We start from the raw sequence: 21,863 nt of genomic DNA on the forward strand, positions 1-21,863 counted from the left end.
TATGTGTCATATATGCCGTGCGAGGAAGGCCAGCTGCTCGGGTAACACCCTGCGGCGGTAGGCCGTGTCCTGGCATCCTTCGCTGATCCCTCCCTCGGCAGTGGCACCCAGTGCCTTCAGGGCCTTCAGCATGGTCTGGGTCTGCCGTGCCCACGCGTCGCGCTCCCCGCATCCCAGCCAGACCGGGATGTTCACGAGTTCGCGCAGCGGCGCCTGCGCCGCGCTCACCGCCGGCGACGCCGCGACGACCGCCCCCACCTGTGCGGGGCCCAGCTCCGCGGCCAGCCTCAGCGCCCCCGCGCCGCCCGCCGACCAGCCCATCAGCCCGATCTTCGCGGTGTCCATCCCGTTCATGCTCAGGTAGGGCAGCAGGGTTCCCGGGATGTCGGCGGAGGGCCAGTCGTCGATGGCGGCCAGCGCGAAGCGCCCGCCCCCGGCGGCCAGGTAGCGGTCGATCGCGTAGACGTCGAACGGTGTGCGCGCGTCACCCGCGGCCCCGTGAAGCATGATCACCACAGGCAGCCCGTCCGTCGCCCCCGGAGGCATCCCGACGATGACCCGGCGCCGGTCGACCCGGCTGCGCTGGAGCGTTCCAGGAGACGTCACCGGGGGCACGGGGACCGCGCCGCAGACGATCTGGGCGTACGCCCCCCTGATGCCGTCCGGGCCGGCCGCCAGCGCGGCGCCGCCGAGGCCCAGCGCGGTCAGCCCGCCGCCCACCAGGAAGGCACGCCGCCCGAGATGACCCCTGCCGCCCGATGGGCGTGACGGAGCTCCGTCAGCACCGCGTTCCGCGTTCATGCAGGGCACCATAGGCGGTGTGCGGGCGGGTGCGGGTGAAGAACGGTAGTCTTCCCGCGTTGGCGAAGCCGTGGGCTGACGGGGGAAGACGCGTTCATCGGCGCCCGGGGGCACGGCGCGACACGCGGACCGGCGCGACCACACCGTGAATGGGGGGTTCTCTTTGTATCTCAAGACCCTTACCCTGCGCGGTTTCAAGTCCTTCGCCTCGGCCACCACGCTCCGCTTCGAGCCGGGCATCACCGCGGTCGTCGGCCCCAACGGATCCGGCAAGTCCAACGTGGTCGACGCCCTGGCCTGGGTCATGGGGGAGCACAGCGCCAAGTCGTTGCGCGGCGGCAAGATGGAGGACGTCATCTTCGCCGGCACCTCCTCGCGGGCACCGCTGGGCCGCGCCGAGGTCACGCTGACCATCGACAACACCGACGGCATGCTCCCGATCGACTACACCGAGGTGACGATCAGCCGTCTGATGTTCAGGGCCGGCCAGAGCGAGTACGCCATCAACGGCGACACCTGCCGCCTGCTCGACATCCAGGAGCTGCTGTCCGACTCCGGCATCGGCCGCGAGATGCACGTCATCGTCGGCCAGGGCCAGCTCGACCAGGTGCTGCACGCCGGACCCGAGGAGCGCCGGGCGTTCATCGAGGAGGCCGCGGGCGTCCTGAAGCACCGCAAGCGCAAGGAGAAGGCGCTGCGGAAGCTCGACGCGATGCAGGCCAACATGACCCGGGTACAGGACCTCACCACCGAGCTGCGCCGCCAGCTCAAACCGCTGGGCCGCCAGGCCGAGATCGCCCGTAAGGCCGCCGTCATCCAGGCGGACCTCCGCGACGCCAGGCTCCGGCTGCTCGCCGACGACGTGCTCACCCTGCGGACCACCCTGGAACGGGAGATGGCCGACGAGGCGGCGGTCCTCGCCCGCCGCACCGCGGTGGAGACCGAGCTGGAGCAGGGCCAGGCCGCCGAGGCCGAGCTGGAGGCCGCCGAGGCCGAGGCCCAGCCGCGCCTGACCGCCGCGCAGGAGACGTTCTTCCGGCTCTCCTCCCTCCGCGAGCGCCTCAGGGGCCTGGCGGGCCTCGCCGCCGAGCGGCACCGGCACGCCGTCGACACCGCGGTGGAGCGGCGGGGGCGCGACCCGGAGGACTTCGAGCGTGAGGCCGAGGAGGTCCGCGAGCAGGAGCGGGTCCTGGTCGAGCTGCTGGAGGGGGAGCGGGAGTCGCTCGCGGCAACCGTGGCCAGGCGTACCGAGACCGAGGCCGCGCTCGCCGCGGAGGAGCGGCGGCTGGCCGCGGAGGCCAGGGCCGCCGCCGACCGACGCGAGGGCCTGGCCAGGATCAGGGGGCAGGTCGGGGCGGCACGCAGCCGGGCGGGGGCCGCCGAGGAGGAGATCGGCCGGTTGCGGCGCTCGCTGGAGGAGGCCGAACAGCGCGCCGAGGAGGCCCGCGCCGAGCACGACAGCCAGGAGACGGCCGAGCCGGCCGCCGATCCGGCCCTCGCTGAGGAGCTGGAGATCGCCCTGGAGACGGTCGAGCAGGCCAGGGAGTCCGTCGAGTCGGCCAGGGCCGGGGTCGAGGAGGCCAAGGCGGCCGTCACGGGCCCGAACGCCGCGCTCGGCGCCGCCAGGGCCGCCCTCGCCGCGGCACGCGAGGCCGACCAGCAGGCGCAGCGCCAGGTGGCCGCGCTGGAAGCCAGGTTCGAGGCGCTGGAGATGGGCCTGGCCGGCGGTGCCGACGGCGGCGCCGCGCTGCTCGCCGCCGACCTGGCCGGGGTGCTCGGGCCGGTGGCGACCATGCTGTCGGTGCGGCCCGGTGCCGAGGTGGCCGTCGCCGCCGTGCTCGGGGCCGCCGCCGAGGCCGTGGCCGTCGAGTCGCTGCAGAGCGCGGCCGACGCCATCGATTTCCTCCGGGGCCGCGACGGCGGCCAGGCCGGCCTCGTCATCGCCGCCGGTGAAGCGGCGGTCCCGCCGGGCCAGGTGCCGCAGGCGGGCGCGGAGTGGGCGATCGACCTGGTCACGGTCTCCACCGAGCTGCGGGCCGCCGCCACCCACCTGCTGGCGGACGTGCTGGTCGTGGACGACCTCGCGACCGCGAGGAAGACGGTCGAACAGTATCCCGGGCTGCGGGCCGTCACCCGCTCCGGCGACCTGCTGGGTGCCCACGCCGCCGCCGGCGGCGGTTCGGCGGGCGCCACCTCCGCCATTCAGATGCGGGCCGCGCTCGACGAGGCGACCGCAGACCTGGCCGAGGCCAGGGTCGCCGCCGAACTCGCGGCGACGGAGCTGGAGGAGACCGCGGAGGCCGAGGGGGAGGCGCAGTTCGCGGTCGAGAACGCCCAGGCGCGGATCGCCGAGGCACAGACGGGAGTGCAGAACGCGCAGGCCGGGGTCAACGCGGCGCAGGCCGTCCTGGACCAGGTCCGGGCGAGGCAGCGCGACGCGGATCAGAAGGTCGCCGCGGTGGCCAGGAGGCTCGCCCAGCTGGACGCCGCCGCCAGGGCGGCCCGGGACGAATGCGAGCGCCTGGCGGCGGGCGTACGGGCCGCCGAGGAGGCGCGGGACCGTGACGCGGCTGGCCTCGCCGAGCTGGAGGAGCGGCTCGCCGCGGCTGTGGACGCCGAGGAGCGACAGATCGAGCCCAGCACCGACCTGCGCGACGAGCTCGCCGAGATCTGCGCGGCGGCCAGGCAGGACGAGATGGAGGCCCGCCTCACGGTACGGACGGCGGAGGAGCGGGTCAGGGGCATCGACGGCAGGGCGGAGGAGCTGACGCGCGCCGCGGAGCGTGAGCGCGAGGAGAGGTCCAGGGCGGCCGAGCGCAGGGAGCGGCGGCGCGAGCAGGCTAGGGTGGCCCAGGCGGTCGTCAGGGGCGCGGAGCTGGCGCTGCGCACGCTGGAGGCCTCCCTGGCCGCCGCCGCGGGAGAGCGCGACGAGGCGGAGCGGGCCCGCGGGCAGGTCGACGCCTCGCTCAAGGCGATCCGGGTCCGGGTCCGTGAGCTCACCGGTGAGCTGGACAAGCTGGTCAACCGGGCACACGGCAGCGAGGTGGCCCGCACCGAGCAGCGGCTCCGCCTGGAGCAGCTCCAGGAGCGGGCGGTGGAGGAGTACGGCGTCGAGGCGGACACCCTCATCGCCGAGTACGGCCCCGGCGAGCCGATTCCGACGGCGGACGGCGAGCCCGTTCCCTACGACCGCGAGGAGCAGCTCAAACGGGCCAGGGCGGCCGACCGGCAGATGGCCCAGCTCGGCAAGGTCAACCCGCTCGCGCTCGAGGAGTTCGCGGCCCTCGAGGAGCGGCACTCGTTTCTCACCTCGCAGCTGGAAGACCTCAAGAAGACCCGCCGTGACCTGCTGCTCGTGGTCAAGGAGGTCGACGAGCGGGTCGAGCAGGTCTTCGGCGCCGCCTTCGCGGACGTGGCCCGCGAGTTCGAGACGATCTTCACGCGGGTGTTCCCCGGCGGTGAGGGCAGGCTGCTGCTCACCGACCCGGAGGACATGCTGACCACCGGTGTCGAGGTCGAGGCCCGGCCTCCGGGCAAGAAGGTCAAGCGGCTGTCGCTGCTGTCCGGTGGCGAGCGGTCGCTGACCGCGGTGGCGTTCCTCGTGTCCATCTTCAAGGCGCGGCCCTCGCCGTTCTACGTGATGGACGAGGTCGAGGCCGCGCTGGACGACACCAACACCCAGCGCCTGCTCACCCTTTTCGAGGAACTCCGGCAGACCTCGCAGATCATCATCATCACCCACCAGAAGCGCACCATGGAGATCGCCGACGCGCTGTACGGCGTGTCGATGCGCGGGGACGGCGTCACCCAGGTCATCAGCCAGCGCCTGAGGGAGAACGAGTCCGCCTGAACCTCCCGGGGTCCCGGAGAGGCCGGATGGTGCTCCGGAGGGCGTCCTCCGCGACGGGGCGGTGGGAGGTCGTGCGCCTGCCCGGGTCCCCGGGGACGGTTCCGGAGGGCCGGTGCGGGGCCGGGCGGTCGTGAGCCCGCTCCGGTGCTCGGAACCGGGTTTTCGAGGACGAACCAGGACGGTTCGCGCGGTGAGATGGTGACCGACGGTGAGGAACCGCGAACCCGTCCGGACCCCTTGAGGTCGGAGCATCCCGGGGCGTCTGGAAAACTGTGGTCTTGTGGAAGCCTATCTCGGCATAATCGCGATCATCGTCGTCGTCGCCCTGCTGGCGGCAGGCGGCATGCTCCTGCTGTTCAGGAGGGGGGGCACCAGCGCGCCGCCGCGGGTCGAGGCGCCCGAGGCGCCGCCGGCCCCCGAGGAGACGCGGGCCCCCGGCAAGGGCGCGGTCATGGACGACGAGGCGACGACCACCGTGCCGCCGCCGGCCAGGCCGGTCGAGCCCGAGGTCGTCGTCATCCCGGAGATCGAGATCCCGCCGCCGTCCGCCGGCCGGATGGTGCGGCTCCGCGCCCGGCTGGCCCGGTCGCAGAGCACCCTGGGCAAGGGGCTCCTGGAGCTGCTCTCCCGTGACCGTCTCGACGACGACGCCTGGGACGAGATCGAGGAGACCCTGATCACCGCGGACGTCGGCGTGGCGCCGACCCGGGCGATGGTCGACGAGCTGCGCACCCGGGTGAAGGTGCTGGGCAGCCGGACGCCCGAGGAGGCGCGCGCCCTGCTCAGGGAGCAGCTGCTCACCCAGATCGGTGCCGGCATGGACCGTACGCTGCACGTCAAGCCGCACGGTGAGCGTCCCGCGGTGGTCCTCGTGGTCGGGGTCAACGGCACCGGCAAGACCACCACCACGGGCAAGCTGGCGCGCGTCCTCATCGGCGACGGCGGCAAGGTCGTGCTGGGCGCCGCCGACACCTTCCGTGCCGCCGCCGCCGACCAGCTGCAGACCTGGGGAGAGCGGGTCGGGGCCGCGGTGGTACGCGGCCCGGAGGGCGGCGACCCCGCCTCGGTGGCCTTCGACGCCGTCGCCGAGGGCATCAGCGAGAAGGCCGACGTGGTGATCGTCGACACCGCCGGGCGGCTGCACACCAAGACCGGCCTGATGGACGAGCTCGGCAAGGTCAAGCGCGTCATCGAGAAGAAGGCCACCGTCGACGAGGTCCTGCTCGTCCTCGACGCCACCACGGGCCAGAACGGCATGCGCCAGGCCCAGGTGTTCGCCGAGGTGGTCAACATCACCGGCATCGCCCTGACCAAGCTCGACGGCACCGCCAAGGGCGGCATCATCATCTCCGTCCAGCGCGAGCTGGGCGTGCCGGTCAAGCTGGTCGGCCTCGGTGAGGGTCCCGACGACCTCGCCCCGTTCGATCCCGAGGTCTTCGTGGACACGCTCCTCGGGGGGTGAGCCCCGCCGGGCCGGTCGGTCTCGGGGGAGGCCGACCGGCGTGGCCGGTTCGATCCCGAGGTCTCGGAGACCGAGCCTCGCTCTCAGTGCGGGGCGTGGGACCGGGTGCCGATGGGGACGACCAGCGGGGTGCCGGCCACCGGGTCCTCGATGACCTTGGCGTCCAGCTCGAAGACCTCCGCCAGCAGGGCCTCGGTGAGTACCTCGGACGGGGACCCGGCGGCGACGACCCTGCCGTCTCGCATGGCCACCAGGCGGTCGGCGTAGCGGGCGGCGAGATTCAGATCGTGCAGGACCATCACCACGGTGCGGCCCAGCTCGCGGTGGAGCCTGCGCACCAGCTCCAGTACCTCGATCTGGTGGGCGAGGTCGAGGAAGGTCGTCGGCTCGTCGAGCAGCAGCAGGTCGGTGCCCTGGGCGAGGGCCATGGAGATCCAGGCCCGCTGCCGCTGCCCGCCCGACAATTCGTCCAGCGGGCGGTCGCCCAGGTCGAGCAGGCCGGTCATGGCCAGGGCCGCGCCGACCGCGGACTCGTCGTCGGACGACCACTGCCGGTACCAGGTCTGGTGCGGGTGCCGTCCCCTGGAGACCAGGTCGGCGACGGTCAGCCCCTCGGGTGCCGAGGGGGACTGGGGCAGCACGCCCAGGACCCTGGCGACCTCCCTGCCGGGCATCCTGTCGATGCGCTTGCCGTCCAGCAGCACCTCGCCGCCCGACGGCTTGAGCAGCCGCCCCATGGCGCGCAGCAGCGTGGACTTGCCGCACCCGTTCGGCCCGATGACGGCGGTCACCGTCCCGGCCTCGATCCCGAGGTCGAGGCCGTCGACGACGACGCGGTCCCCGTACCCCAGTTTGAGGTCAACGGCCTGGAGTCTCACGTACGGGCCTTCCTGCGCACACGGATGAGGAGATAGATCAGGTAGGGGGCGCCGATGACCCCGGTGACCACGCCCACCGGCAGCTCGACGGGGCTGAACGCGGTCCTGGCGACCAGGTCCGCGCCGACGGTGAGGACCGCGCCGGCCAGGGCCGAGACGACCAGCGGGGGTTGTGCCACCCCGGCCAGGCGCAGCGCGATCTGCGGTGCGGCCAGGGCGACGAACGCGATCGGCCCGGCGGAGGCGGTCGCCGTCGCCGCGAGGAGTACGGCCGCGAGGATCATCAGCCCCCTGGTGAGGTTCATCCGCACCCCCAGGCCGGTCACGGTGTCGTCGCCGAAGCGCAGTGCGCCGAGTGAGGCGGTGCCGAGCAGCGCCGGTGGGACGAGCAGGGCCAGCGCGATCGCGACCGGCGTCACGTGCTCCCAGCCCCGGCCGTTCAGCGAGCCGCTGATCCAGACCATGGCCCGGCTGCTGTCGTTGACGTCACCGACGGTCAGCAGCCAGAACTTGAGGTTGGTGCAGATCGCCGAGACGCCGATGCCGACCAGGACCAGCCGGTAGCCGTCCATGCCTTTGCGCCAGGCCAGCAGGTAGACGGTCAGCGCGCCGACCAGACCGCCGAGCAGGGCCGCCGCGGGGACGCCCGCCTCGGCGAGGACGCCGCTCACGCCGCCCCAGGTGTTTCCCGCCGCCACGATGACCGCGACCACGGTCACGCTGGCCCCGGTGGTGACGCCCAGGATGTCCGGGCTGGCCAGCGGGTTGCGGGCGATGGCCTGGACGATCGCCCCGGACAGGGCGAGCGCCGCGCCGACCCCGGCGCCGGTCAGCGCGCGGGGAAGCCGGAGTTGCATGACGACGAAATGGTCGGGCCCGTCGCCGGTGATGGCGCGGAGGACCTCGGAGACGCTCATCGGGATGTCGCCGAGGCGCATGCTGAGCGCCATGAGCAGCACCGTCGCACCCAGCAGGACCAGTGCGGCGGCCACGGAGCGCGGCCGGAACAGCCAGGAGGCGGGACCGACGCGCAGCGCCCGCCTGCTGAGGCGAGGGGGCGCGGTGGAGGTCACCGTCGAGGTCACAGCCGCACCGGCCTTCTGCGCCGTACCAGGGCTATGAAGAACGGCGCGCCCGCGAGGGCGAGGACCACGCCCACCTCCAGTTCGCCGGGATGGGCCACCACGCGGCCGACGACGTCGGCGAGGAGCAGGGCCGAGGCGCCCGCCAGGCCGGAGTACGGCAGCAGCCAGCGGTGATCGGGGCCGGAGAGCGGCCGGGTGAGGTGCGGGACGATCAGGCCGACGAAGGCCAGCGCGCCGCAGACCGCCACGGAGGCGCCGCTGAGCAGGGTGATGGCGGCGATGCCGGCGGCGCGGGTGACGGCGACGTTCTGGCCGAGCGCGCGGGCGACGTCCTCGCCCAGGGAGAGCGCGTTGAGGCCGGGCGCGTTGGCCAGGGCCACGATCAGGCCGACGGCGACGAAGGGGAGCACCTGCCAGGCCACGTCCGCGCCCCTGGCCGCTATCGACCCCAGCTGCCAGAAGCGGAAGGTGTCCATGGCCTGCTCGTCCAGCAGCACCAGCGCCGAGGTGAGCCCGTAGAGGAAGGCGCTGACGGCGGTGCCGGCGAGGGCCAGGGTCACCGGCGTGGGGCCACCCCGGCCGCCGGCCATGCCGAGGGCGAACACCCCGGCGCTGGCGACGAGGGCTCCGGCGAGGCCGAACCAGATGTAGCCGTACGGGCTGCCGACCCCCAGGACCACGATGCTGAGGACCATGGCGAAGGCCGCGCCCTGGGTGACGCCGAGCAGTCCCGGGTCGGCCAGCGGGTTGCGGGTGTGGCCCTGCATGAGGGCGCCCGCGACACCGAGGGCGATCCCGGCCATGACGCCGATGGCGGTTCTGGGGATGCGCAGCGACCGGACGATGATGTCGTTCTCGGTACCCGTGGGGCCGGTGAGCGCGTGCCAGACGTCGGTCGGCGGGATCGGTTTGGCCCCGAACGCGAGGCTCAGCGTGACCGCCGACGCCAGGAGCGCGAGCAGTCCGCCCAGCACGAGGAGGCGGCGGTGGTGGATTCTCCGGATGGTGCCGGGCGGGGCGGCCCGTGGGACGGACATGGCATTGATCACCTGACCTCCCCTTTTTTGCGTGATCGTGGCTGAGTATGCCAGTTTAGGTATAGCTAAGCTAAATAAGGGTTACCTAAACTTTGTGAGGAGATCCAGGAATCATGAGAGCATTGCGCGCCCTGGCCGTCGGGGTGGCGGGAGCCGTGCTGTCCGCGGGTCTCGCCGCCTGCGGGTCGAGCACCCCGGAGACCACCGGTGCCACCGGCGCCACTGACGCGTCCGCGGCTCCTGCGGCGAGCGACGCGGCGGCCTTCCCCAGGACCGTGAAGCACGTCATGGGAGAGGCGACGATCCCCGCCCAGCCCAAGCGGGTCGTGGCCCTCGACCAGAGCTTCGTCGACGCGGTGCTGACCCTGGAGACCGAGGTCGTCGGTTTCACCAGTTACCGGGGGATCGAAGGGGAGCTCCCCGACTACCTGACCCCGGTCCTCGGCCACGCCAAGGAGGCCACCTCGGTCGGGACCCTGGAACAGCCCAGCCTGGAGCGGATCCTCGCGCTCAAGCCCGACCTGATCGTCTCGGCCAAGGTCCGCCACGAGGCGCTGTACGACAAGCTGTCACAGATCGCGCCGACGGTGTTCAGCGAGACCACCGGGGCCATCTGGAAGGAGAACCTCCGGCTCGTGGGCCAGGCCCTGGGCAAGGAGGACCTCGCCGAGCAGAAGATCAAGGAATACCAGGACCGCGCCGGCAGGATCGGCGAGTCCATCAAGGCCAAGGAGGGCGAGCTGCCCACCGTCTCCATCGCCCGCTTCGCGGGTGAGCCGACGGTCCGGCTGTATGTGGAGAACTCCTACTCGGGCCTGGTGCTCAAGGACGTCGGCTTCCCGCGTCCCGAGGACCAGCCGACCGTGACCGACGCGATCATGGTTCCGATCAGCCAGGAGAACATCTCCCAGCTCGACGCCGACCACATCTTCGTCGCGGCCTACGAGGACCCGGCGGTCGGGCCGGTCAAGGAGAAGTTCGAGGCCAACCCGCTCTGGGGCAAGCTCAAGGGCGCCAAGCACGACGTCGGCGACACCATCTGGATGAGCGCCGTCGGCATCCAGGGCGCGCACGCCATCCTCGACGACCTCGCCAAGATCTTCGAGGTCGACCCGGCCCGGGCCGGCTGACCGGCCGGGAGGGGCGGGCCGCCTGTCCCGCCTTCCGATGCCAGGACCGGCACGGGGTCGACGAGCCGTGCCGGTCCCTGCCCGTCGCGGCCGGTCCGCGACAGGGACGCCCCCGGGCGTGGCCCTCTCGAATACTGATCGATTTCGGGTACCCGCACATCACATACTCGGATGCGAACACGGTACGAGCCGTGTCCGCCAGGGGAAGCGGGCGGTGAACCGCCAGGGGGTGCCGGGCCGTCTTCCAGGTGGTGATTAATTCCGCGACGCGTGGGAAGCGGGGAGACGTGGAGATGGGTCTCGGAACTTCTGCGGGCGTGGGCCCCGACCCGGGGACGGGTCCAGGGGGCGCGGCGGTTGACATCTTTCCTAACCCGAAAGTTGCTGCTACCTGGGGTTATGTGATGATAGACACACCTTCGACTGAATCTGGAGAACGATGTTACGATATTGATACTTGTTCGGCTGTAGGGCGTGTCGTACCCGCCGTTGGCGCAGTCAGCGAGCAGTCTCCCGATCACGCAGGGCTTTTAACGGCCCCCTTACGGGGTGCCTGCGAGCATCGGCTACGCCGTCAGAAAGGGTGTAGCGCAGTCTTGCCGGGCGGTAGCGGGGGGAAAAGCACGAGGGGGATCCAATGATCACGATGACGGAAGAGCAACGCCAGGACTGGTTCGAGCGCGATGTCGTGCCGGTCACCAGTCAGCTCTACGCGTCCGCGATGCGCCTGACCCGCAACACCGCCGATGCGGAGGACCTGGTCCAGGAGACCGTCACCAAGGCGTTCACCTCCTACCACCAGTTCCGCGAGGGCACCAACCTCAAGGCGTGGCTGCACCGCATCCTGACCAACAACTTCATCAACGACTACCGCAAGAAGCAGCGCTCGCCCAAGCTCTCGGCCGCCGAGGAGATCGAGGACTGGCAGCTCGCCGCCGCCGAGTCCCACACGTCCAGCGGTCTCAAGTCCGCCGAGACCGAGGCGCTGGAGCAGCTGCCGGACAGCGCGGTCATGAACGCCCTGCGTGCCCTGCCCGAGGACTTCCGGGTCGCCGTCTACCTGGCCGACGTCGAGGGCTTCGCCTACAAGGAGATCGCCGAACGGATGGGCACCCCCATCGGCACGGTCATGTCCCGCCTCCACCGGGGGCGCCGCCAGCTCCGCACCATGCTTGAGGGCTACGCGCGCGAGGAGGGCGGCCTCCGCTCGGCGATCGAGCAGGCCAAGGTGGCCTGAGTCGTTTGTGCGGTACGGGTCTGCCGGGCTCGGCGATCGAGCAGGCCAGGGTGGCCTGAGTCGTTTGTGCGGTGGCGACGGGTCCGCCGGGCTCGGCCATCGAGCAGCAGGTCCGGCCGGTCTGAGTCGTTGACGGGGCGAAGGGGTCAGCCGGATGCGATCAGCGCGACCGCGGCGAGCGTGAAGCCGATGCCCACGGTCTGCACGGTGTTGAGCCGTTCCCCCAGCACCTGACGGGCCAGCAGTAGCGTGCTCGCCGGGTAGAGCGAGACCAGGACGCCGACGAGGCTCAGCAGCCCGCGCTGCTGGGCCAGCATGAAGAGCACGTTGGCCACCATGTCGAGTACTCCGGCCGCGATGATGACGCGCAGCGTGCCCGGCCCGGGGCGCAGGGTGCGGCCGGTGGTCAGGGCCAGCAGGGCGATGAGGGTGACCGAGGCCAGACGCGCCCCGACCAGGGGCCACGCGCCGCCCTCCGCGGGGGCCTGGGCGAGCAGGATGAAGAAGCCGCCGAAACCCGCGCCCGCGGCGAGGGAGGCCAGGATCGGGCCGTACCCGCCGCCGCTTCTCCCGCCGGAGGAGTCGCGGCTCACCAGCAGCACCGCCAGTAGCGCCAGGACCACGCCCACCAGCGCCATCGGCTCGGGGCGTTCCCCGACGGCCAGCCCGAACAGCACGGGCAGCACCGCCGAGACGGTCGCGGTGATCGGCGCCACCACCGACATCACACCGGTGGCCAGGGCCCGGTAGAACAGCACCACCGCCGCCGCGCCGCAGAGCCCGGAGGCCGCGCCCCAGGCCAGCGTCACGGGCGCGGGGGTCCCCGGCAGGATCGGCAGCAGCACGACGGCCACGGCCAGCCCCGCGATCTGGGAGAGGACCACCACGGCGAGCACCCGCGACCGGCGGGTGGCCATGCCGCCCAGAAAGTCCGCGGTGCCGTAAACCATCGCGCAGGCCGTTGCCAGCACCACAGCGGTCATACGTCACCTCAGTTCAATGGAATGTACTCCTAGTACAATATATGGAGTGCAATAGAGTGCAAAACGAGTTAACTAGACTGAACTCATGGACCCAGAGACGATCACCGCCGCGGTCGCCAACAACGTGCGGGCCCAGCGGGCGCACCGGCAGATGACCCTCGACGAGCTCGCCGCGCGCTCCGGGGTGAGCCGGGGCATGCTGGTCCAGGTCGAGCAGGGCAGGACCAATCCGAGCATCACCACGCTCACCCGCATCGCCGACGCGCTCGGGGTGACCGTCGCGCGGATGGTGGAGGTCTCCGACACGCCCGTGGTCCGGATCGTCCACAGCACGGACGTGGTCACCTTCCCGCACGGCGACTCCAGCACCGCGCGCCTGCTGGTCGGCACCGACGCGCCCGCCATCCTGGAACTGTGGGACTGGCGGCTGGCCCCCGGCGACCACCACGACGGCGACGCCCACCCACCGGGCACGCGCGAGATGCTGACCGTACTGGAGGGGCGGCTCACCCTCTCGGTGTACGGCAGAAGCCACATCGCCGAGGAGGGTGACGCGGTCGTGTTCAACGCCGACCGCCCGCACCGGTACGCCAACGAGGGGGACGTCCCGCTGCGGTTCGTGATGGTCGTGACCGAGCCCCGTGAGACGCCGGATCGCTGACCGATATGAGATGTCCGCTGGAAAGAGCCTTTTTAAGGCTCTAACTGGTCTCATCGGATGAGACGTCGCCCCCGGGTGCGCATCTCATTCGATGTGGCGTCGAAGTGGCGCGTCGGTACAGGCTAATCGGCGGTCTATGTCCCATCCTGGGAAAGACCCGGCTATGACCTTGCGGGGGACGCGGCCGGGACCGCTCGCCGTCCTCGCGTTGCTTTCGGGGGGAAGCATGCGGGTACGGATGGTGTCGATGGCCCTGCTGCTGGCAGCGGCTGGGTGCGCTTCTCCGATCACCACGACAGGCGCGCCCCCGCCTACCGCGACCATCGCGCCCACCGGGCGGGCCACGCCGATCGGGCCGAACGAGCCGACCGCCCCCATCGTGCCCATCGTGCCCGCCGGGCCGACCGGACCCCCGGGGCGTACCGCGCCCGCCGGTGCCCCCGCCGGCGCTCCCGCCGCAGGCGCGCCCTCGGCGACCGCCTCGGGGACGGCGGGCGCGAGGAAGGCCGAAACCCGGCCGGACTGGCCGGTGGGAGACTTCCCCGTTCCGCGCCCGGCACGCAGGATCAACTGCGAGCGGGTCAGATGCGTGGCGCTGACCTTCGACGACGGTCCGGGGGCCTACACCGCCGCCCTGCTCGACATGCTCGCCAGGCACCGGGGCAGGGCGACCTTCTTCGTAGTCGGGCAGATGGTGCCCGGGGACGGCGAGCGGATCCTTCGCAGGATGGTGGCCGAGGGGCACGAGCTGGGCAACCACAGCTGGAGCCACCCGGAGCTGCCCGGGCTGTCGGAGGCCGGCATCAGAGAGCAGCTGAACCGTACCCAGTGGATCGTCAAGCGCGCGACGGGGGTGACGATGGACCTCATGCGCCCGCCGTACGGGGCGACCGATGCCCGGGTCGCCGCGGAGAGCCGCCACCTGGGGCTCGCCCAGATCCTGTGGGACGTCGACACGCTCGACTGGCGGGACAGGGACTCCTCGATCGTCGCTCGCCGCGCGGCCGAGGCGACACCGGGCTCCATCGTGCTGATGCACGACATCCATGCCTCCACCGTCCAGGCCGTTCCGCGGCTGCTGCACCATTTCGCCGCCAGGGGCTACCGGTTGGTGACGCTCTCCGAGCTGTACGGGAGGCGCCTGGTGTCGGGCAGGAAGTACCCCGTCGACAGCGGCTTCTGAGATCCTCCGAGCCGGTCCTCGTGCCGGATGGGGGTCCGGCGGAGCGTGAACCTCCCGCGCCTGTTTCCCGACTGTTCCGGTCGAGGAGGCAGGGTGACTGACGAACTGCTGGTGGTCCGGTGCCGGCTCGGCGAGCGCGAGGCGTTCGCCGAGCTGGTGAGGGCCTGGCACGATCCGGTGTGGAACTACGTGCGGCGCATGCTGGGACCCGCGCAGGCCGACGACGTGGCCCAGGAGGTCTGGGTGGCCGTGGTGCGCGGGCTGCCGCGGCTGAGGGAGCCGGGAAGGTTCGCGCCCTGGCTGTTCACGATCGCCAGGCGTGCGGTGGCCGACCGGCTCCGCGAGGAGTACGCCAGACCCGAGGTCCTGACGGAGGAGGAACGCGCGACCGGCGACCCGGCCGACGCCCTCGCGGACCGCGCCGGCCTGCTGGCGGGCCTGTCGGAGCTGCCGGTCAGGGAGCGGGAGATCCTCGTGCTGTTCTACCTGCACGACCTCTCCCTGGAGGACTGCGCGCAGATCTGCGCGGTCCCCGTTGGCACCGTCAAGTCACGTCTGTCCCGCGCGCGGCGCATGCTGCGCGACCGGCTCACGGAGAAGGGATATCGAGAATGAACCCCGACGACATGATCGGCAGGCTGTCCGGGCCGCTGTCGCTGCGCCGCCGGATCGGCAACGTCGTGGCCCTGATCGGCGGGCTGGGAGGGGCGCTGTTCACCGGTCTGCTGTGGGCCACGGAACCCACCCTGCCGGGTCGTACGCACCTGGCCTTCGGCGCGATGGTCGCGCTCGGCCTGGCCTGGGCCGGCTACGGAGCCTGGGCGTTGACCCGCAGGACGCCGCTGTTCGCCCTCGACCGGGTGGTCGCCGCCTGGCTGGCGGTGGCCGCGACCGTCCTGCTGACGGCGGGAACGGTCGCGATCGCGATCACCAGGGGGACCTGGGCGGGCGCGGCGGGGGTCGCCGTCGCCGCGACGCTGGCCATGCTCGCGGTGACGCTCCTGCTCAGGGCCCGCGCCGACCACGCCGCCCTGCTGCGACGCAGGCACGAACTCGGTGGCTGAGACCCGCCGCGGCCAGGGCCGCGGCGAGGCAGGCCATCGGGATCGACGGCAGCACATAGCGGTGGTCGAAGTCCAGCGCGGCGATCGGGGCGACGAGCAGGAAGACGGCCGTCGCCCACGGCAGCAGGGCCGGGCGCCGCCGCCCGACGGCGAGGCCAAAGATGACTTCCCCTGGCTGGCCGAGGTCCCCGGTCACTGTCTGCAGCAGGCGTTGATCGACCTGGATCAGGCGTGTGCCAAGCACGGAGTGTGGAAGGTCCGCTGGAAGTCGAAGGTCGCCGACCCGCCGGGCCTCCGCTTCCCCGAGGGCGGGAAAATCACGGTCGAGCGGCTCAACCGGCGCTGGGCGCGGGTGAAGCTGCCGGAACTCGGCTGGGTCCGCTTCCGGGTCACCCGCCCGCTCGGCGGGAAGGTCAAGAACGCCACCGTCAGCCGGGACGGCGAGCACTGGTACAAAGGCTGCCGCATGGGTCGCCGACATGGTGCGGAGGGTCCGCAGACGCCGGGAGGACTTCGCCGCCAAGACCGCCCATATCCTGGCCACGGGTTTTGAGGTGGTCGTGTTCGGGGCGATCAAGACCAAGAACATGACCGCCGGCGTCGAACCCAGGCCGGACCCTGAGCAGCCGGGCGCGTTCTTGCCGAACGGGGCCGCCGCCAAGATCGGACTGAACCGGTCCATCTTGGACAAGGGCTGGTACCGGATCGAGCTGGCCACCCGTAGTAGGGTCCGGTATACGGGCACCTGCGTGATCACTGTCAATCCGGCGTACACGAGTCAGGCGTGCAACGTGTGCAAGGTGGTGGATCGCAAGTCCCGCGAGAGCCAAGCGGTTTTTCTGTGCACCTCGTGCAAACACACGAACACGCCGACGTGAACGCCGCCAGGAACGTACTCACCGCCGGGAGGGCGGAGTTCGCGCAGCCCAGACCGGGTGTGCGAGCTGGGGCGCGCAGACCACGCAACCGCGTGGGCCGGAAGGCCGACCGCCAGGCAACAGCAGCGCGGACCACCGCGACAGCGGCGTCCGGGGCGGCTGGAATCCCCCGGCTTTAGCCGTGGGGAGCGCTTCAAAGTCCGGGTCGTCGCCGAGGCGCACGGCGGTGTCGTGATCGCGGGCTCCAGGGAGGAGGGCGGCCTGACGATCACCGTCGAGCTGCCGCACGAGGGCCCCTGACGGATCCGGTACGGCTCCGTCCCCCCGGGCGGAGGCCGTACCGGGTGTGTGCTCAGGTGAGCAGTAGCAGGAGCGCGGCGAAGGCCGCCCACGCGAGCAGCAGGGCCAGATGTATCCGGCCGGTCATGACCTGCATGGCGATGATCCCCCTTTCCATGGGAAATCCTGCCCGGCCGCTCTTGGAGGACGGTTGGAAGCCGATGGAGCCTGCGACCGGCGACAACGCGTCGGGTGGCGGATCCTAGTTCCTGGTGATCACGCCGCAGGCGACGCGTCCGCCGGAGTCCCCGGCCTTGAGGGTCTCCGCGTCCGGGCCGCTGCCGCCGGCCGGGTCACCGGGGTCGGCGGGGCGGTAGCGGTCCGGGATGTTGGCGTGGTTGTCGGGCAGCGTGTGGATGACGATGGAGCTGCCGTCGGAGTCGAAGAGCTGGCCCACCCGGAAGCGGTCGGTCACGACCGTGGTCTCGCCGGTGCCGTCCTCGGCGACGAGGAGGTTGGGCAGGTCGCCGGAGTGCTCGCCGTGTGCGGCCGGGTGGATGGCGAAGTGCGCGCCCGCGCTGGAGAAGGGGCTGCCGGTGACCGGGTCGACCGCCTTGGGATCGCAGACGCCCCGGGTGTGGACGTGGAAGCCGTGATAGCCGGCGTTCAGGCCGCTGACGGTGACGGTGAGCCTGGACTTGTTGTACAGCCTGTGGTCGATGCTCAGAAAGCCGACGTTCTTTCCGGCCGTGTCCTTGATGACGGCCTCGGCCGACGGCCAGGGCCGGCGCGGTACGTCTGAGGTCGCCTGAGCGTTCGCGTCGCTGCCGGCCACCGGTGTGCCGAGTGCGATGGCCAGGATGAGACAGGTCCTGCGAAACATGAGAGATCCCCCGTACGATTTCCAGGCTCCCCGCTGTGGAGGGGAGCGGCCCCAGCACAGGTTCATATCCCAGGAAGGGCGGGCGCCCGCGTCACCACGCCGCGCTTTCGCGGGTTCGGCCTTACCGGAGCCCCTGACACCCGGTCATCGGGCATTGAGCATCGCCTACTCATGACCGCCACGGAGCGCTCCGGAACGCTGTGCTCAACGGATACCGGCAAGCGCGCGGCCCGCGCCGGAGTGGCGAGGGCACGGGTTGCCACTGGGGAGCTGATGACAGTGATCTGGAAGAGAGCCGCGGCACTGACCGCGGCGGCGCTGGCGATGGCGCTCGGGGGCTCGACGCTGTCCGCGCAGTCGGCGAGCGCCGATCCCGCGGGCGTCTTCAGGACCCTGAACTGGGAGAACGCCGCCGACCGGACCATACCGGGAACCCAGCCGCCCGGCTTCATCAAGCAGTGGGTGAGCAGTCACGGTGCCACCACCGTGACCAGCCCGGTGCGGGACGGCTCCTACGCGGCGCGCTTCCAGCTCAACAAGAGCGATCCCTTGATCTCCAACGGCAAGCGCGCCGAGATCAGCCAGAGCAACAAGCAGCCCGTCAACGCCGAGCGGTGGTACGGCTTCAGCATCAACCTGCCCAGCGGCTGGGTCCACGACGCCTCGGCCGAGATCGTGAGCCAGTGGCACCAGTGCGACGAGAGCAACTGCCCGAAGGGCTCGCCGCCGCTGGCGCTGCTCACCGACGAGGGACGCTGGAAGCTCGACTTCCGGGGGAACATCATCGACCTCGGCCCCTACGCCACCGGCAGGTGGACCGACTGGGTCTTCCACGTCAAGTGGCGCACCGACGACAAGGGAGTGCTGGAGGTGTGGCGCGACGGGCAGGTGGCCCTGCCGGCGTATACCGGCGCCACGCACGCGGGAGGCCCGTACTCGCCGTACTTCAAGTTCGGCATCTACAAGTGGGACTGGAACAAGGAGCAGTCACAGTCCACCACCACCCAGCGGGTCATGTTCTACGACGCGCTGCGGCTGGGCGACGAGCGGGCCGGCTACCAGGACGTGAACCCGGCCGGTGGCGGCACCGACTGCGGCACGGCCGTCCTCCCGATAGCGGCCGCGTCCGCGACCACCTTCGAGCCGATCAACCCGCCGGCCCAGGCCGTCGACGGCAACCTGTCCACCCGCTGGTCGGGGCAGGGCTTCGGCGCCTCGCTGTTCCTGGATCTGGGCTCGGTGCGCCGGACATGCGGTACCCGGGTCGCCTGGCACCTGGGCGACAAACGGTGGAACGACTACACCGTCTACACCTCGCTGGACAACGTGACCTACACCAAGGCGTGGGAGGGACGGAGCTCGGGCACGACGACCGGGCTCGAGCAGCGGCTGTTCACGAACGGCCCGCGTGACGCCAGGTACGTGAAGATCTCCTTCTGGCAGAACCCGCAGAACGACTGGGCGAGCATCACCGAGGCGGCCGTCCTCGGCTCCTGACCGGTGTCCCACGCGATCCCACCGCTCCCGTGCCGCCGCCGCGCGGCACGGGGGCTCCCCCGGTGAATTCCCCCCCACGGAGAGGCGACTCCCGATGCGACGACTTTCTCTGATGATCGCGCTGGCCGCCGCCGGCACCCTGTCCACCACCGGGTTCACCACCGGTGCCCCCACCCCGGCCCCGGCCCCGGCGTCGTTGGCCGGCCCCGACCCTGTCGACGGGGTGACCATGATCTATCCGACCAGGGCCGGGGGGCAGGTCTGGCACCTGTCGAAGACCCCCGCCACCGACCCCCGCCTCGACGGGGCGACCCTGGCGCCCAACTCGGACGGCACCTTCACCGTGCGGGACACCGCCACCCGGATCGGTGTCTCCACGACCACCTACGACCAGGACGAGCACGAGGACGACCTCGTCTGGCGCCAGCCCGACCTGCGCTCGCGAGGCTTCATGCACGACCGCAACGACTGGCGGAACGTGGAGATCACCGGATACGTCCGCTACGTCAGCGGCACCGACGACGGGGACGCCTTCACCTGGTACGCCCGCGGCGCCCGGCACACCGGCAGCGGCCAGACTCCCGAGGCGTGCTGGGGCACCGCCTACAAGGCGGACCTGCGCTACGCCGACGGGGCCGTCAAGATCGAGAAGGAGATCTACCACCGCAAGGGCGACGGATACGCGAACGGCACCTACACCGGTGGCGGTGCCTCGATCAAGGGCAAGACGGTCGGTTTCAAGGTCGTCATGTACGACATCCCCGGCGGCGTGCGGGTGGAGGCGTACCTCGACCGGGCGGGGAACAACACCTGGACCCGCGTCACCTCCCGTGACGACACCGGTGGATGGTCCATCGACACGGACAACCCCTGCGGCGGCACCCGTACCGAGAAGGTGACCTGGGGCGGCCCGAAGGCGGCGTTCCGCTGGGACGACGCCACCAGGGTCGACGTGAGCAGGCTCAGCGTCCGGGAGATCGACCCCGCCGGCCAGGCGGACCCCTGTTCGGTGAGACTCACCCCCGCCGGTGCCACCGCCAGCACCTGGGAGGCGGCCAACCCGCCCGCGAACGCGATCGACGGGAAGCCGACGACGCGCTGGTCGGGGGAGGGGTTCGGCGCGAACCTGGTGCTCGACCTGGGCGCCTCGCGGCCGGTGTGCGGGGTCGACGTCGCCTGGTACCAGGGTGACAAACGGTGGAACGACTACACCGTCTACACCTCGCCGGACAACGTGACCTACACCAAGGTGGCGGAGGGCCGCAGCTCGGGCACCACTCTGAACGCGGAACCATACCGCTTCCCGCGGCATCAGGCCCGGTTCGTCCGCATCTCGTGGTGGAACAGCTCCGCGGGCAACGGCTGGGCCAGTATCGCCGAGGCCACCGCCGTCGGCGCCTCCTGATCCCTCGCGTCCGTGCTCTTCGATCCGTCACGCCCGCGCCTTCCGGACCCCGGCAGGTGTCCCGCGACCTGACGTCCCGGCCGCCCGGCCGGTGTCCCAGGACCCGGTGTCCCAGGACCCGATGCCCGGGCGGCCCCCACCGCCGACAGGGAGATCACACATGTCACGAAGGAAACCCGTGCGGGCCGCGCTCTGCGCCCTCCTGATGCTGTCGGCGCTCGGCGCCGGAGGCGCCGCGCAGGCCGATGAGCAGGCACGAAACCGAGCCGTCGCCGTCCCCTCCGACGTCGTCCCGGCCATTCCCGGGTGTACCACCGCCCAGCCGGTCTCCGGCGTGACGGCCAGCACCTGGGAGCCGGTGAACCCGCCGCAGCAGGCGGTCGACGGCGACACCTCCACCAGGTGGTCGGGGGAGGGGTTCGGCGCGAACCTGGTGCTCGACCTGGGCCAGGCGCGCACCATGTGCGGCCTGAAGATCGCCTGGCACCGGGGTAACCTGCGGTGGAACGACTTCGACATCTACACCTCGCCGGACGGCGCGGCCTACACCAAGGTCTGGGCCGGCCGCAGTTCCGGGAGCACCGCGGGCTTCGAGAGCTACCCGTACGCCGCGCCGGTCAGCGCCCGCTACGTGCGGATCTCCTTCTGGCAGAGCCTGGAGGGCTCCTGGGCCAGCGTCAGTGAGACCGCCGCGCTCGGCCCCGACGGGGGCCAGGGCGGCGAGCAGGTGGTCGTGGCGGCGGGTGACATGGTCACCACCTGCCAGGGCAGCGACTGCGCGCACACGCGCACCTCCGACAGGGTCCTCGCCATCGACCCCGCCGTCGTGCTGACCCTGGGCGACAACCAGTACGAGAACGGCACCTATGACGAGTTCACCCGCTACTACGCGCCGACCTGGGGCCGGTTCAAGGCGAGGACCAAGCCGACGCCGGGCAACCACGAGTACGGGCTCGGCGACGGAGCGGCGGGCTACTTCGAGTACTTCGGCGCGGCGGCCAAACCCGCGGGGAAGAGCTGGTACAGCTTCGACCTGGGCAACTGGCACATCGTTTCGCTCAACTCCGAGACGAGCCGGACCGCGGGCAGCGAGCAGGTCACCTGGCTCCAGAACGACCTCGCTCGCAACACCAAACCCTGCGTGCTGGCCTACTGGCACCGCCCGCTCTTCAGCTCCGGCTCCTCGCACGGCAACTTCCCCAACATGAGGCCGTTCTGGGACGCCCTGTACGGCGTCCGCGCGGACCTGGTGCTCAGCGGTCACGACCACGACTACGAGCGGTTCGCGAAACAGAAACCGACCGCCGAGCCCTCCTCGTCGGGGATCCGGCAGTTCATCGTCGGCACCGGAGGCGCGTCGACGAAACCCTTCGGCACGATCCGGGCCAACAGCGAGAAGCGCCTGCTGGCGAACGGGGTGCTCAAACTCACCCTGGCCGCGGGCGGCTACTCGTGGCAGTTCGTGCGGTACGACGGCGCGGTCCTCGACAGCGGGGGGCCCGTCTCCTGCAACTGACCAGGTCCTCACCCGCGGGTGACCGGCCCGGTCA

19 protein-coding genes are annotated in these 21,863 nt (G+C 71.4%); 13 read left to right on the forward strand and 6 right to left on the reverse strand.

From position 1 onward, the window contains the following. Positions 1–6: 6 nt before the first annotated feature. Positions 7–801 carry a dienelactone hydrolase family protein gene (locus AB0J58_RS08985; protein WP_343982344.1) on the reverse strand — a complete coding sequence of 265 codons (795 nt, stop codon included), beginning with the start codon at positions 799–801 and terminating at the stop codon, positions 7–9. Between the two features lie 163 nt (positions 802–964). Here AB0J58_RS08985 and smc point away from each other — a divergent pair, with 163 nt between their 5' ends. Further along, complete coding sequence (gene smc / locus AB0J58_RS08990) at positions 965–4,651, forward strand: chromosome segregation protein SMC (RefSeq protein WP_364212265.1); 3,687 nt, start codon at positions 965–967, stop codon at positions 4,649–4,651. Between the two features lie 280 nt (positions 4,652–4,931). Continuing rightward, a complete protein-coding gene (gene ftsY, locus AB0J58_RS08995) occupies positions 4,932–6,113 on the forward strand; it encodes a signal recognition particle-docking protein FtsY (protein ID WP_343978762.1) in 1,182 nt (393 codons plus the stop codon). A gap of 83 nt (positions 6,114–6,196) precedes the next feature. On the opposite strand, the gene AB0J58_RS09000 is transcribed toward ftsY, so the two are convergent. From AB0J58_RS09000 to AB0J58_RS09010, 3 genes are read right to left on the reverse strand one after another with little or no spacing between them, the layout of a single operon-like run. Next, the gene (locus AB0J58_RS09000) at positions 6,197–6,991 is read right to left on the reverse strand and encodes an ABC transporter ATP-binding protein (RefSeq protein WP_343978759.1); all 795 of its coding nucleotides are present in this window, start codon (positions 6,989–6,991) and stop codon (positions 6,197–6,199) included. Next, on the reverse strand, positions 6,988–8,076 hold the full coding sequence (locus AB0J58_RS09005) for an iron chelate uptake ABC transporter family permease subunit (RefSeq protein ID WP_364212268.1): 1,089 nt from the start codon (positions 8,074–8,076) through the stop codon (positions 6,988–6,990). Before AB0J58_RS09005 ends, AB0J58_RS09000 begins: the two co-directional genes overlap by 4 nt. Beyond that, positions 8,073–9,113, reverse strand: a complete 1,041-nt coding sequence (locus tag AB0J58_RS09010; RefSeq protein WP_364212271.1) for an iron ABC transporter permease — start codon at positions 9,111–9,113, stop codon at positions 8,073–8,075. Before AB0J58_RS09010 ends, AB0J58_RS09005 begins: the two co-directional genes overlap by 4 nt. Before the next feature lie 113 nt (positions 9,114–9,226). Here AB0J58_RS09010 and AB0J58_RS09015 point away from each other — a divergent pair, with 113 nt between their 5' ends. Then, positions 9,227–10,243 (forward strand): iron-siderophore ABC transporter substrate-binding protein, encoded by a 1,017-nt coding sequence (locus AB0J58_RS09015; protein WP_364212274.1) that lies wholly within the window; start codon positions 9,227–9,229, stop codon positions 10,241–10,243. Between the two features lie 637 nt (positions 10,244–10,880). Then, positions 10,881–11,480 (forward strand): sigma-70 family RNA polymerase sigma factor, encoded by a 600-nt coding sequence (locus tag AB0J58_RS09020; RefSeq protein ID WP_343978747.1) that lies wholly within the window; start codon positions 10,881–10,883, stop codon positions 11,478–11,480. Between the two features lie 146 nt (positions 11,481–11,626). Here AB0J58_RS09020 and AB0J58_RS09025 read toward each other — a convergent pair whose 3' ends face one another. After that, positions 11,627–12,463 (reverse strand): DMT family transporter, encoded by an 837-nt coding sequence (locus AB0J58_RS09025; protein ID WP_364212277.1) that lies wholly within the window; start codon positions 12,461–12,463, stop codon positions 11,627–11,629. Between the two features lie 85 nt (positions 12,464–12,548). On the opposite strand from AB0J58_RS09025, the gene AB0J58_RS09030 reads away from it, so the two are divergent. From AB0J58_RS09030 to AB0J58_RS09055, 6 genes are all read left to right on the forward strand, one after another. Next, positions 12,549–13,124, forward strand: a complete 576-nt coding sequence (locus AB0J58_RS09030) for an XRE family transcriptional regulator (protein ID WP_343978741.1) — start codon at positions 12,549–12,551, stop codon at positions 13,122–13,124. A gap of 226 nt (positions 13,125–13,350) precedes the next feature. Continuing rightward, the gene (locus AB0J58_RS09035; protein WP_364212280.1) at positions 13,351–14,307 is read left to right on the forward strand and encodes a polysaccharide deacetylase family protein; all 957 of its coding nucleotides are present in this window, start codon (positions 13,351–13,353) and stop codon (positions 14,305–14,307) included. Positions 14,308–14,400: 93 nt separating this feature from the next. After that, complete coding sequence (locus AB0J58_RS09040) at positions 14,401–14,922, forward strand: sigma-70 family RNA polymerase sigma factor (RefSeq protein ID WP_343978734.1); 522 nt, start codon at positions 14,401–14,403, stop codon at positions 14,920–14,922. Further along, positions 14,919–15,371 (forward strand): hypothetical protein, encoded by a 453-nt coding sequence (locus tag AB0J58_RS09045; protein WP_364212283.1) that lies wholly within the window; start codon positions 14,919–14,921, stop codon positions 15,369–15,371. The genes AB0J58_RS09040 and AB0J58_RS09045 overlap by 4 nt, the downstream gene beginning before the upstream one ends. Next, positions 15,364–15,924, forward strand: a complete 561-nt coding sequence (locus tag AB0J58_RS09050; protein ID WP_364212286.1) for a hypothetical protein — start codon at positions 15,364–15,366, stop codon at positions 15,922–15,924. The genes AB0J58_RS09045 and AB0J58_RS09050 overlap by 8 nt, the downstream gene beginning before the upstream one ends. A 7-nt stretch (positions 15,925–15,931) precedes the next feature. Continuing rightward, a complete protein-coding gene (locus tag AB0J58_RS09055) occupies positions 15,932–16,249 on the forward strand; it encodes a zinc ribbon domain-containing protein (protein ID WP_364212289.1) in 318 nt (105 codons plus the stop codon). Positions 16,250–16,790: 541 nt separating this feature from the next. Here the strand turns inward: AB0J58_RS09055 and AB0J58_RS09060 are convergent. Further along, positions 16,791–17,411, reverse strand: a complete 621-nt coding sequence (locus AB0J58_RS09060) for a superoxide dismutase family protein (protein ID WP_364212292.1) — start codon at positions 17,409–17,411, stop codon at positions 16,791–16,793. Between the two features lie 279 nt (positions 17,412–17,690). On the opposite strand from AB0J58_RS09060, the gene AB0J58_RS09065 reads away from it, so the two are divergent. From AB0J58_RS09065 to AB0J58_RS09075, 3 genes are all read left to right on the forward strand, one after another. Next, positions 17,691–18,908: a heparin lyase I family protein gene (locus tag AB0J58_RS09065; RefSeq protein WP_364212295.1), complete on the forward strand. Its 1,218-nt coding sequence runs from the start codon at positions 17,691–17,693 to the stop codon at positions 18,906–18,908. Positions 18,909–19,002: 94 nt separating this feature from the next. Beyond that, positions 19,003–20,313 (forward strand): discoidin domain-containing protein, encoded by a 1,311-nt coding sequence (locus tag AB0J58_RS09070; protein ID WP_364212298.1) that lies wholly within the window; start codon positions 19,003–19,005, stop codon positions 20,311–20,313. A gap of 160 nt (positions 20,314–20,473) precedes the next feature. Then, positions 20,474–21,829: a discoidin domain-containing protein gene (locus AB0J58_RS09075; protein WP_364212301.1), complete on the forward strand. Its 1,356-nt coding sequence runs from the start codon at positions 20,474–20,476 to the stop codon at positions 21,827–21,829. Positions 21,830–21,863: the final 34 nt, after the last annotated feature.

The organism is Streptosporangium sp. NPDC049644, assembly GCF_040675205.1.
In the GTDB taxonomy this organism is placed as follows: domain Bacteria; phylum Actinomycetota; class Actinomycetes; order Streptosporangiales; family Streptosporangiaceae; genus Streptosporangium; species Streptosporangium fukuiense.

Bases quoted from the DNA above. Each gene is read 5' to 3' on its own strand.
- AB0J58_RS09010 (WP_364212271.1), bottom strand. From the start codon at position 9,113: ATGTCCGTCCCACGGGCCGCCCCGCCCGGCACCATCCGGAGAATCCAC.
- AB0J58_RS09035 (WP_364212280.1), top strand. From the start codon at position 13,351: ATGCGGGTACGGATGGTGTCGATGGCCCTGCTGCTGGCAGCGGCTGGG.
- AB0J58_RS09020 (WP_343978747.1), top strand. From the start codon at position 10,881: ATGATCACGATGACGGAAGAGCAACGCCAGGACTGGTTCGAGCGCGAT.
- AB0J58_RS09045 (WP_364212283.1), top strand. From the start codon at position 14,919: ATGAACCCCGACGACATGATCGGCAGGCTGTCCGGGCCGCTGTCGCTG.
- AB0J58_RS09070 (WP_364212298.1), top strand. From the start codon at position 19,003: ATGCGACGACTTTCTCTGATGATCGCGCTGGCCGCCGCCGGCACCCTG.
- AB0J58_RS09075 (WP_364212301.1), top strand. From the start codon at position 20,474: ATGTCACGAAGGAAACCCGTGCGGGCCGCGCTCTGCGCCCTCCTGATG.
- AB0J58_RS08985 (WP_343982344.1), bottom strand. From the start codon at position 801: ATGAACGCGGAACGCGGTGCTGACGGAGCTCCGTCACGCCCATCGGGC.
- AB0J58_RS09015 (WP_364212274.1), top strand. From the start codon at position 9,227: ATGAGAGCATTGCGCGCCCTGGCCGTCGGGGTGGCGGGAGCCGTGCTG.
- AB0J58_RS09060 (WP_364212292.1), bottom strand. From the start codon at position 17,411: ATGTTTCGCAGGACCTGTCTCATCCTGGCCATCGCACTCGGCACACCG.
- AB0J58_RS09030 (WP_343978741.1), top strand. From the start codon at position 12,549: ATGGACCCAGAGACGATCACCGCCGCGGTCGCCAACAACGTGCGGGCC.
- AB0J58_RS09025 (WP_364212277.1), bottom strand. From the start codon at position 12,463: ATGACCGCTGTGGTGCTGGCAACGGCCTGCGCGATGGTTTACGGCACC.